Source organism: Nonomuraea sp. bgisy101 (assembly GCF_057708945.1).
On the sequence record NZ_JBYITD010000008.1, the window covers coordinates 65,812 to 77,316 of the forward strand.

Sequence of the window (11,505 nt, forward strand, 5' to 3'; positions counted from 1 at the left end):
AGCCGGGACCGCCGGCGATCGAGGGGGCGAACCGGGGGCACCGTCCCGCCGGGGGAGAGACCGGCGACGAACCGGCCTTCCGTGGGGTGCGGCCGCCCGGGAAGGCCGGGACGGTCAGAGGCCCCTGGCGAGGCGGTAGTAGGCCTGGTTCCAGCGCAGCTCCTTCGCGAACCGCCTGGTCGTGGTGTCGGAGTCGATCATCAGCAGCTCGACCTCCAGCATCTCGGCCAGGTCGGTCAGCTCCTCCGCGCCCACGGCCGTGGAGAGCACCGTGTGGTGCGGCGCGCCCGCGGTCAGCCAGGCCTCGGCCGACGTGGCGAGGCTCGGGCGGGGCCGCCAGACCGCGCGGGCGACGGGCAGGCGGGGCAGCGGCTCCAGCGGGGCGACCAGGTCGATCTCGTTGGCCACCAGACGGAAGCGGTCACCGAGATCCGCCAGCCCCACCACCAGGCCGGGACCGGGCGCGGCGTCGAAGACCAGCCGGACCGGGTCCTCCCTGCCGCCGATCGACAGCGGATGGATCTCGCATGACGGGGTCCCCTCCGCGATGGACGGGCAGACCTCCAGCATGTGAGCGCCCAGGATGAGCTCCTGGCCGGGGGCCAGGTGGTAGGTGTAGTCCTCCATGAAGGACGTGCCCCCGCCCGGCGCCATCGCCTTCAGCGTGCGCAGCAGCACCGAGGTCTTCCAGTCGCCCTCGCCGCCGAAGCCGTACCCGTCGGCCATGAGCCGCTGCACGGCGAGGCCGGGCAGCTGGCGCAACCCGCCGAGATCCTCGAAGTTGGTGGTGAAGGCCTTGAACCCGCCCGCTTCCAGGAAGGACCGCAGTCCCAGCTCGATGCGGGCCGCGTAGCGCAGCGAGTCGTGGCGCTCGCCCAGCAGCACAGGCGCGATCTTGTACAGGTCCTGGTACGTGGCGACCAGCGCGCTGACGTCGGCGTCCGACGCCGCGTCGACGGCCTCGACGAGCTCGTTGACGCCGTAGGTGTTGACCGAGACGCCGAAGCGCAGCTGGGCCTCCACCTTGTCGCCCTCGGTGACCGCCACGTCGCGCATGTTGTCGCCGAACCTGGCCAGCTTCAGCGTGCGCAGCTCCCGCAGCCCTGCCGCGGCGCGCGACCACGCCAGAACGCGACCGGCGACGCCGGGGTCGCCGACGTACCCGGCGACGGTCTTGCGGGGCACGCCGAGCCTGGTCTGCACGAACCCGAACTCGCGGTCGCCGTGCGCCGCCTGGTTGAGGTTCATGAAGTCCATGTCGATGGAGCTCCACGGCAGGTCACGATTGGCCTGCGTGTGCAGGTGCAGCAGCGGCTTGCGCAGCGCGTCCAGCCCGGCGATCCACATCTTGGCGGGGGAGAAGGTGTGCATCCAGGCGATCACCCCCGCGCAGTCGTCGTCGGCGTTGGCCTCCAGCATCACCCGGCGGATGGCGGCGGCGTCGGTCAGCACCGGCTTCCACTCCACCTCGACGGGCAACCGGGCGGCGATCTCCCTTGACTGCTCGGCCACCTGCAGCAGCGTGTCCTCGCCGTACAGGCCCTGACTGCCGGTGAGAAACCAGATGCTCAACGGGTGCTCCTCTGTCCATAGACGTTCTGGTAGCGGTCGTACAAACGGTCGATGTCGGCCTGCGGGATCGGCAGCGGCTCGCCGAGCTGGCGGGCGATGTGGACGGTGCGGGCGACGTCCTCGCACATGACGGCCGCCTTCACCGCCGCCTTCGGGTCCTTGCCGATGGTGAAGACCCCGTGGTTCCGCATCAGTACGGCAGGCGAGCGCGCACCGCTGAGCGTCTCGACGATGCCCTGCCCGATCGAGTCGTCACCGATGAGCGCGAAAGGACCGACGGGGATCTGGCCGCCGAACTCGTCGGCCATCGCGGTCAGCACGCACGGGATGGGCTCGTTGCGGGAGGCCCAGGCCGAGGCGTACGTCGAGTGGGTGTGGACCACACCGCCGACCTCGGGAAGGTGGCGGTAGACGTAGGCGTGGGCGGCGGTGTCGCTGGACGGGGCGTGGTCGCCCTCGACCAGGTTGCCGTCGAGGTCGCAGACGACCATCGCCTCAGGGGTGAGCTCGTCGTAGGAGACTCCGGACGGTTTGATGACGAACAGGTCCTCGCCGGGGATCCGGCCGGAGACGTTGCCCGCGGTCCAGGCGACCAGGTTGTTCCTGACCAGTTCGGCGTGCAGGTCGCACACGGTCTTCCTCATGCCCCCGCCTCCCTTCCGGCGGTGTCCGTGGCCTCGGTCTGAGGGGCGATGGCCTGGTCGCGGATGTGGCGGAGGGTGTGCAGCAGGGCGCCGTCCGCGAAAAGATCATGGAGTTTGCGGTATTCGGCATACAGAAGGTCGTAGGCGGCGGCGTTCTTCTCGTCGGGGACGTAGGCCGCGACGGTGCGCTTGCCCATCGCGGCCGCGGCCCGGCCGATGTCCTCGTAGGCCCCGGCGGCCACCGCGGCGTGGATGGCCGAGCCGAGGGCGGGTCCCTGCTCGGATCCGATCAGCGAGAGCGGGCGGCGCAGCACGTCGGCGTACACCTGCATGAGGAAGCGGTTCCTCATGAGCCCGCCCGCCACCACGAACTCCTCCACGGGCACGCCCGACCGCTCGAAGGTCTCCACGATCAGCCGCGCGCCGAAGGCGGTCGCCTCGATCAGCGCCCGGTAGACGTCCTCCGGCCGGGTGGCCAGCGTCTGCCCGACGATCACGCCGGACAGGTGGTGGTCGACGAGGATCGACCTGTTGCCGTTGTGCCAGTCGAGCGCCACCAGGCCGTGCTCGCCGACGGCCTGCGCCGCGGCCAGCTCGGTGAGGTACTCGTGCGTCGACAGCCCGCTCGCCGCGGCCTGCGAGGTGTGGGAGGCGGGTACCCCGTTGTCGACGAACCAGGCGAAGATGTCGCCGACTCCCGACTGCCCCGCCTCGTATCCCCACAGGCCTGGCACGATCCCGTCGCGCACCACTCCGCACATGCCGGGCACCTCGGCCAGCTGGTCGGAGGGCATGACGTGGCAGGTGGAGGTCCCCATGATGGCGACCATCTGGCCCGGCCGCACGGCGTCGGCGGCCGCGGCGGTGACGTGCGCGTCGACGTTGCCGACCGCGACGGCGATGCCCTCGGGCAGGCCGGTCCACGCGGCGGCCCGTTCGGTCAGCCGGCCCGCGAGCCCGCCGAGCGGCGCCACGGGAGCGGTGGCGAGCTTGTCGGGGAAGGAGGCGAAGTCGGGGTTCAGCGCGTCGAGGTAGTCAGCCGAGGGATAGGTCCCGTCCTGGAATATCCCTTTGTATCCGGCGGTGCAGACGTTGCGGGTCTCCACTCCTGCCAGCTGCCACACGATCCAGTCGGCCGCCTCGATCCAGCGCTCCGCACGGGCGTAGACGCCGGGGTCCTCCTCCAGGACCTGCAGCGCCTTGGCGAACTCCCACTCCGAGGAGATCTTCCCGCCGTACCTGCGCAACCACGGCTCGCCGCGAGCCGCCGCCACCGCGTTGATCCGGTCGGCGTGCGACTGCGCGGCGTGGTGCTTCCACAGTTTCGGCCACGCGTGCGGCAGCGCCGGCGTCTCCACGCAGAGCGGCGTGCCGTCGGCGGTCGTGGGCAGCACGGTGCAGGCGGTGAAGTCGGTCCCGATGCCGATCACCTGCTCGGGCGGGATCCCGGCGGCGGCGATCGCCTCGGGTACGGCGACGCGCAGCACATCGAGCCAGTCCTGCGGTGACTGCAGCGCCCAGTCGGGGCCGAGACGCACGTCCGTGCCCGGAAGCGCGGTCTCGATGACGCCGTGCGCGTACTCGTGCACGGCGCTGCCCAGTTCGGCGCCGTCGGAGACCCGCACGACGACGGCGCGCCCCGACAGCGTGCCGAAGTCGACGCCGACCACGTACTTGTTAGCGTTCACAAACTGCTCCATGCGAAACGAGTGAAAGAGGACGGACGGCTCAGCCGGCGGGGGCCGTACTGGACCTGATCATGAACCCCGGCGGCACGACCAGGCGTTCGACATCGACGGGGCCGGACGCGTCGATCTGGCGCAGCAGCAGCTCGATGCTGTGCCTGCCGACGGCGCCGAAGTCCTGCCTGACCGTGGTCAGAGGCGGTGAGAAGAACTCCGACTCGGGGATGTCGTCGAAGCCGACGATGCTGATCTGCTCCGGCACCCTGACCCCGGCCTCGGTGAAGGCGCGCAGCACGCCGAGCGCCATCTGGTCGTTGGCGGCGAACACCGCGCTCACCCCGTCGATCGCGGCCAGCCGCTGGCCCGCGACGTAACCGGAGCGCGGGCTCCAGTCGCCGGGCAGCGGCTCGGGCACGGGGCGGCCCTCCTCGCGCAGCACCGCGCGCCAGCCCTCCAGCCTGCCCTCGGCCTCCAGCCAGTCCGGCGGGCCGCTGACGTGCCAGACCGTGTGGTGTCCGAGGTCGAGCAGGTGCCGGGTGGCGAGCCTGGCGCCTTCGACCTGGTCGATGCACACCGCCGAGACGGGCGAGCGGTGGGCGCCTTCGACGGCCACGGCGGGCATGCCCGCGGGCAGGCTGTCCAGCGCGCGAGCCGCCGAGCGCTGCGGGGCCACCACGACGACGCCGTCGACGCCCTGCTCGGCCAGGTAGTCGATGGCCTCGCCGACGCTGGAGGCGTCCAGCGACTTCAGGCTGACGATGCTGACGAAGTAGCCGGCGGTCCTGGCCGCCTGCTCGATGCCGTAGATCGTGCTGGCCGGCCCGTACAGGGTGGTGTCGAAGCTGACCACCCCGAGGGTGCGCGAGCGGCTGGTGACCAGCGCGCGGGCGACGAGGTTGCGCCGGTAGCCCAGCTGGTCGATCGCCTGCAGGACCCGCGCCCGGGTCTGCTCGCGGACGTTGGGGTGGTCGTTGAGGACCCGCGAGACCGTCTGGTGTGACACGCCGGCGAGCTTGGCCACATCAGACATCACGGGGGAGCGAGGCCTGCTCACGGTGACTCCTTTCGCTGACATGTCAGACTAGATCAATGTGCCGGATCAGCGGGCGGCGCCCGAACGCCGCTTGGTCCACACGTCGAAGGCGACCGCCGCCAGCAGCACGGCGCCCTTGACGAGCATGACGCGCTCGCTCGGGGAGCCGATCAGCGACATCCCGTTGTTGATCACCGCCATGATGAGGCCGCCGGTGATCGCGCCGGCCACCTTGCCCACACCGCCCTGCACGGCGGCGCCGCCGATGAAGGCCGCGGCGATGGCGTCGAGCTCGAAGCTGTTGCCCGCGGTCGGGCCCGCCTGGTTGAGCCGTCCGGCGAAGATGATGCCGGCGATCGCCGACAGCACGCCCATGTTGACGAAGATCCAGAAGACGACCTGCTTGACCTTGACACCGGACAGGACCGCGGCCTGCAGGTTGCCGCCGATGGCGTAGATGCGGCGGCCGAAGACGGTGCGGTTGGCCATCACCGAGTAGCCGAGCACCAGCAGCGCGAGCAGTACCAGCACCCAGGGCAGGTTCTTGAACCTGGCCAGCTGCACCACCAGGAAGAGGATGAGCGCGGCGGCCGCGGCCAGCTTGGCCACGAACAGCGGCAGCGGCTCGATCGCCTGGCCGTAGCCTGCGCGGGCGGTGCGGGTGCGCCACTGGGCGGCGGCCATGCCGCCGACCGCCAGCAGAGCGACGATCAGGCTGAACAGGTCGGCGCCGCCGAGCGGGCCAAGACCGATGTTGCCCAGGTAGCCGTCGGTGAAGCCGTTGGCCAGGGTGCGGACCGCGTCGGGGAACGGGCCGATGCCCTGGTTGCCGAGCACGGTCAGGGTCAGCGCGCGGAACAGCAGCATCCCCGCGAGAGTCACGATGAAGGCGGGGATGCCGAAGTAGGCGATCCAGTAGCCCTGCCAGGCGCCGATCAGGCCGCCGGCCGCGATCGTGACCAGCAGCGCGAGCGGCCACGGCATGCCCATGTTCACCATGAGCACCGCCGACAGGGCGCCGGTGACCGCCACCACCGAGCCCACCGACAGGTCGATGTGCCCGGCGATGATGATCAGGATCATGCCGATGGCCAGGATCAGCACGTAGGAGTTCTGGACGATGATGTTCGAGATGTTCTGCGGGGTGAGCAGCGCCCCGTCGGTCAGCACCGAGAACAGCGCGACGATCAGCGCGAAGGCCACGTAGATGCCGCCGGCGCGCACGTTGAGCTTCAGCCCGGCAGGCTTCTGCTCGGTCTGCGGCCGGGCCTGCGTCATGGTCATCGTGGGTTTCCCTTGGTCATCAGATGCATGAGGCTCTCCTGGGTGGCCTCGCCCCGGGGCAGCTCCCCTGTGACGCGGCCCTCGGAGAGGGTGTAGATGCGGTCGCACAGGCCCAGCAGCTCCGGAAGCTCCGACGAGATCACCAGCACCGCCTTGCCCTCGTCGGCCAGCCGGTTGATGATCGTGTAGATCTCGTACTTGGCGCCCACGTCGATGCCCCTGGTCGGCTCGTCCAGGATCAGCACGTCAGGCCCGGTCAGGATCCACTTCGACAGCACGACCTTCTGCTGGTTGCCGCCGCTGAGCTTGCCCACCACGCTGGAGACGCCGGGCGCCTTGATGTTCATGCTGCGGTGGAACTCCTCGGCCAGGAGATACTCGCGCCGCTCGTCGACCCACCACCCCTTCAGCGCGGCGGCGGAGATGTTGCGCTTGATGTCGTCGATCAGGTTGAGGCCGTAACGCTTGCGGTCCTCGGTGGCGTAGGCCAGGCCGTGCCTGATCGCGTCACGGACGTCGCGGATCTCGATCGGCCGGCCGTCCTTGACGATCCGGCCCGAGATGTCGACGCCGTAGGCGCGTCCGAACACGCTCATCGCCAGCTCGGTACGGCCCGCGCCCATCAACCCGGCCAGCCCGACGATCTCGCCGCGCCGCAGGGACAGGCTCGCTCCGTCGACCACCTTGCGGCCGGGCTGGCTCGGGCTGTGCACCGTCCAGTCCTCGATCCGCAGCACCTCCTCCCCGATGGCCGGCTCGTGCGGGGGGAACCGGTTGTCCAGCGCCCTGCCCACCATCCCGGCGATGATCCGGTCCTCGGTGACCCCCGCGGCGGCCAGCGTCTCGATCGTCCGGCCGTCCCGCAGGATCGTGACGGTGTCCGCGATCGCGATCACCTCGTTCAGCTTGTGCGAGATGATCACGCACGTGATGCCCTCGTCCCGCAGCCCGCGCAGCAGGTCCAGCAGATGAGCGGAGTCGTCGTCGTTGAGCGCGGCGGTCGGCTCGTCCAGGATGAGCAGCTTCACCTGCTTCGACAACGCCTTGGCGATCTCGACCAGCTGCTGCTTGCCCACCCCGAGGTCCGACACCGGCGTGACCGGGTTGTCGGCCAGGCCCACCCGCTTCATCAGCTCGCCGGCCTCGAAGTTGGTGCGGTTCCAGTCGATCAGGCCGCGCCGGGCGCGCTCGTTGCCCAGGAAGATGTTCTCGGCGATCGACAGCTGCGGGCTGAGCGCCAGCTCCTGGTGGATGATGACGATCCCGGCCCGCTCGCTGTCGCGGATGCCCTTGAACGCGCACAGCTCGCCGTCGAACTCGATCGAGCCTTCGTAGTCGCCGTGCGGGTAGACCCCTGACAGCACCTTCATCAGCGTGGACTTGCCCGCGCCGTTCTCGCCGCAGATCGCGTGGATCTCGCCCCGCCGCACGGTGAGGTCGACCTCGTGCAGCGCCTTGACGCCCGGGAAGCTCTTGCTGATCCCGCTCATCGTCAGGATGCTCACTTGAGCTGGTCCGCCGTGTAGTAGTTGCCGCCGATGATGATCTGCTCGTAGTTGGCCTTGTCGACGATCACCGGGTCGAGCAGGTACGACGGGACGACCTTGGTGCCGTTGTCGTAGTCCTTGGTGTTGTTCACCTCGGGCTTGCCGCCCTTGAGCACCGCGTCGGCCATCTTCACCGTGGTCTCGGCCAGCTTGCGGGTGTCCTTGAAGATCGTGGAGTACTGCTCGCCCGCGACGATCGACTTCACGGAGGCCAGCTCGGCGTCCTGCCCGGTCACGATCGGGTACGGCTGGCCGCCGGTGCCGTAGCCGTTGCTCTTGAGCGCCGACAGGATGCCGATCGAGAGCCCGTCGTACGGCGACAGCACGCCGTCCACCTTCTCGCCGCCGCTGTAGGTCTTGGTGAGGATGTCCTCCATCCGCTTCTGCGCGGTGGCCGGGTCCCAGCGCAGGATGGCCGCGGTCTTGAAGTCGGTCTGTCCGCTCTTGACCTTCAGCGTCCCGCTGTCGATCTGCGGCTGCAGCACGGACATGGCGCCGTTCCAGAAGAAGGTGGCGTTGTTGTCGTCGGGCGAGCCGCCGAACAGCTCGACGTTGAACGGCCCCTTCTCACCCTTGTCGACGCCCAGCCCGGCCAGGAGGGAGGTGGCCTGCTGCACGCCGACCTTGAAGTTGTCGAAGGTGGCGTAGTAGTCGACGTTCGGGCTGTTGCGGATCAGCCGGTCGTAGGCGATGACCGGGATCTTGTTGTCGGCGGCCTGCTGGAGCTGCGAGGTGATCGCGGTGCCGTCGATCGAGGCGACGATCAGGAGCTTGGCGCCCTTGGTGATCTGGTTCTCGATCTGGTTGGCCTGGGTGGGGATGTCGTTCTCCGCGTACTGGAGGTCGACCTGGTAGCCGAGCTTCTCCAGCTGGGACTTGACGTTGTCGCCGTCGTGGATCCAGCGCTCGGACGACTTGGTCGGCATGGTGACGCCGATCAGCGCTCCGGCGCCGGCGGCCGCGCCGCCGGTGGGGGAGGCCTGCGCGTCGACGGTCTTCTGGCTGGAGCCGCAGGCCGTCATCGTCGCGGCCAGGGCGAGCGCGGAGACCACGCCCCAGATTCGTCCCATCCTCATGGTGGTGGCTCCCTCAGGAAAGTGGTGGATTGCGCCGATTGTTATCGTTAACATAATCGCCTGTCAACGGTCGCGATGAAATCTGCCGGTAACACAGGGGTAGTGTCACCAGCCATGACGTCCCCGTTGGAGGAGCTGGCGGTACGGCTGCGCGGGTTCGCGCAAGCGCGTGACTGGGAGCGGTTCCACACCCCGAAGAACCTCGCGATGGCGCTGGCGGGCGAGGTCGGCGAACTCGTGGCGGAGTTCCAGTGGCTCGCCGACGCCGAGCGACTGGACGACGAGGCGATGGCGCGGGTGCGGGCCGAGCTCGGAGACGTGACGGGCTACCTGGTACGGCTCGCCGACGTGCTCGGCGTGGACCTGGTGCGGGCGGCGAACGACAAGCTGGACGAGAGCGAACGCCGCTACGACCCCGAGCTCTACCGGGGCTCGGCCCGCAAGGCGCCGCCGCTCCGCTGAATGTCGGCGGCGCGTGGTTGGATCCTGTGCGTGGAGGCATCCGTCGAGCAGCTCGTGTACGTCAGGGAGGACGCGTACACCGTCGCCCGCATGAGCAGCGAGAGCGGGGCCGCCGGCTTCGTCGCCTCGGGCAGGGCGCTGGCGGGCGCGCAGCCCGGCGAGACGCTGCGCCTGGAGGGCGGCTGGGAGGAGCACGCCACCTACGGCAAGCGCTTCGCGGTCACCGCGTGCGAACGCGTCGTCCCCTCGACGGTCCACGCCATCCAGCTCTACCTCGGCTCAGGGCTGATCCGCGGCATCGGCTCGCGCCTGGCCCAGGCGATCGTCGGCCACTTCGGCGAGTCCACGCTCACCGTGATCGACACCGCGCCCGAGCGGCTCGTCGAGGTGATCAACATCGGCCCCGCCCGCCAGGCGCAGATCGTCGAGGCGTGGAAGGAGCAGAAGGCCGTCGCCGCGCTCATGGTGGTGCTGCAGGGATTCGGGGTCAGCCCGCTGCTGGCAGCCAAGATCTTCCAGGTGTACGGCCAGGCCTCGGCCGAGATCCTCGCCTCCGACCCCTACCAGCTCATCGGCCGCGTCAGGGGCATCGCGTTCGCCACGGCCGACAGGATCGCGTTGCGTTCGGGCGTCCCCGAGCGCAGCCCGCAGCGGATCAAGGCGGCCATCGTCGACAGGCTGGAGGCGGCGGCCGCCCGCGACGGCCACTGCTTCCTGCCGCTTCCCGCGCTGATCGCCCGCACCGCCGAGCGGCTGGAGCTGGAGGAGGAGCTCGTCAGCCGGATGGTCGACGCGCTGCTGGCCGAGCGCCGCGTCGTCGTCGAGGAGACCGACGACGACCTGGTCGTCTACTCCAAGGAACACCACAGCCGCGAGCTCAAGCTGGCCGCGGAGCTGGCCAGGCTGTTCGGCGCCCGCTCGACGCTGCCGCTGCGCGCCTTCAGCGACGACCCAGGCCTGCACGAGGATCAGCTGGCCGCCGTGACCATGGCGCTGACCAGCACGGTCTCGGTCCTCACCGGCGGCCCGGGCTGCGGCAAGAGCCACACGGTGAAGGTGATCGCCTCGACCGTGCGCGCGATGGGCGGCGCCGTCACCCTGTGCGCGCCGACCGGCAAGGCGGCCAAGCGGCTGACGGAGCTGACGGGGCTGCCGGCGACGACTGTGCACAGGATGCTGGCCGTCCAGCCCGATCCCGACAAGCTCTTCGACCAGACGCCCGCGCAGGCCGACCTCATCGTGGTCGACGAGGCCTCCATGCTCGACCTCCACCTGGCCACGCGGCTGTGCTCCGCGATCCCGGCGGGAAGCCACCTGCTGCTGGTGGGCGACAGCGACCAGCTGCCGAGCATCGGGCCGGGCAGCGTGCTGTCCGACCTGCTACGGGTCGAGACGATCCCCAGGATGCGGCTGACGCACGTCTTCCGGCAGGCCGAGGGCAGCGGCATCGTCCAGGCCGCCCACCAGATCAGGGCGGGGGCGGTGCCGTACACGCCCGGCGGGGGCGGGTTCTGGTTCGAGGAGCTCGACGACCCTTCGGCGGTGGCGGCGCGGGTCGTGCACCTGGCGACCGAGGCGATCCCCGCCAAGCAGGGCGTCAGGCCCGACCAGGTGCAGGTGCTCTGCCCCATGCGCAAGGGCGACGCCGGCACGGCGGAGATCGGGCGGCTCATCCAGGAGCGGCTCAACCCCGCCCGTGACGGCACGCCCGAACACTGGTCGGGCGCGTCGGTCTACCGGGTCGGCGACCGGGTGATGCCCATCCGCAACAACTACGACAAGGGCGTCTTCAACGGCGAGACGGGCACGGTCGTCGCGCTCGACATGGACGAGCGCGTCGTGGAGGTGCGCATCGACGAGGGCGACGTGGTGCCCTACCGGTTCGACGAGCTCGACGACCTCACCCACGCCTACGCGATCAGCGTGCACCGCTCGCAGGGCAGCGAGTACCCGTTCGTGGTCGCGCCGCTGGTGGTGGAGGCGGGCGGTGTGATGCTGCGCCGGCGGCTGCTCTACACGCTGGTCACCAGGGCCAAGGCCTGGGTCGTGCTGGTCGGGCAGCGGGAGGCGCTCGAGCTCGCCGTCCACCGGCTCGGCCTGCGCCGCAACACCGGCCTGACGCGCCGCCTCGCCCTGATGCTCACCTCGTGACGGCGGCCTGCCGCCGGGCGTTGAGCAACCCCGTGACGGCCGCCACCCGCG

General features: G+C 70.2%; 9 protein-coding genes. 2 read left to right on the forward strand and 7 right to left on the reverse strand.

Translation table 11 applies throughout. From position 1 onward, the window contains the following. Window positions 1–114 precede the first annotated feature (114 nt). The 7 genes from araA to chvE all read right to left on the reverse strand — a co-directional run bounded on the left by araA (window position 115) and on the right by chvE (window position 8,841). Window positions 115–1,572, reverse strand: a complete 1,458-nt coding sequence (araA, locus tag AC3EO4_RS16830; protein ID WP_379576446.1) for an L-arabinose isomerase — start codon at window positions 1,570–1,572, stop codon at window positions 115–117. After that, window positions 1,569–2,216: an L-ribulose-5-phosphate 4-epimerase gene (locus AC3EO4_RS16835; RefSeq protein ID WP_431896438.1), complete on the reverse strand. Its 648-nt coding sequence runs from the start codon at window positions 2,214–2,216 to the stop codon at window positions 1,569–1,571. Before AC3EO4_RS16835 ends, araA begins: the two co-directional genes overlap by 4 nt. Continuing rightward, entirely contained in the window at window positions 2,213–3,916 is a 1,704-nt protein-coding gene (gene araB, locus AC3EO4_RS16840) for a ribulokinase (protein ID WP_431896439.1), read from the reverse strand. Before araB ends, AC3EO4_RS16835 begins: the two co-directional genes overlap by 4 nt. 28 nt (window positions 3,917–3,944) lie before the next feature. Beyond that, window positions 3,945–4,931, reverse strand: coding sequence for a LacI family DNA-binding transcriptional regulator (locus tag AC3EO4_RS16845; RefSeq protein WP_431896666.1), 987 nt, complete (start codon window positions 4,929–4,931; stop codon window positions 3,945–3,947). Between the two features lie 69 nt (window positions 4,932–5,000). Further along, window positions 5,001–6,218 carry a multiple monosaccharide ABC transporter permease gene (gene mmsB / locus AC3EO4_RS16850; protein ID WP_379576451.1) on the reverse strand — a complete coding sequence of 406 codons (1,218 nt, stop codon included), beginning with the start codon at window positions 6,216–6,218 and terminating at the stop codon, window positions 5,001–5,003. Continuing rightward, window positions 6,215–7,708 (reverse strand): multiple monosaccharide ABC transporter ATP-binding protein, encoded by a 1,494-nt coding sequence (mmsA, locus tag AC3EO4_RS16855; RefSeq protein ID WP_431896441.1) that lies wholly within the window; start codon window positions 7,706–7,708, stop codon window positions 6,215–6,217. The genes mmsB and mmsA overlap by 4 nt, the downstream gene beginning before the upstream one ends. An 11-nt stretch (window positions 7,709–7,719) precedes the next feature. Next, window positions 7,720–8,841, reverse strand: a complete 1,122-nt coding sequence (gene chvE, locus AC3EO4_RS16860; protein ID WP_431896442.1) for a multiple monosaccharide ABC transporter substrate-binding protein — start codon at window positions 8,839–8,841, stop codon at window positions 7,720–7,722. Window positions 8,842–8,955: 114 nt separating this feature from the next. Between chvE and AC3EO4_RS16865 the strand changes: the two genes are divergently transcribed. Together AC3EO4_RS16865 and recD2 are read left to right on the forward strand one after the other, a co-directional pair. Beyond that, window positions 8,956–9,303 (forward strand): nucleotide pyrophosphohydrolase, encoded by a 348-nt coding sequence (locus AC3EO4_RS16865; RefSeq protein ID WP_379576456.1) that lies wholly within the window; start codon window positions 8,956–8,958, stop codon window positions 9,301–9,303. A 30-nt stretch (window positions 9,304–9,333) separates the two neighbouring features. Further along, window positions 9,334–11,454 carry an SF1B family DNA helicase RecD2 gene (recD2, locus tag AC3EO4_RS16870; protein ID WP_431896444.1) on the forward strand — a complete coding sequence of 707 codons (2,121 nt, stop codon included), beginning with the start codon at window positions 9,334–9,336 and terminating at the stop codon, window positions 11,452–11,454. Window positions 11,455–11,505: the final 51 nt, after the last annotated feature.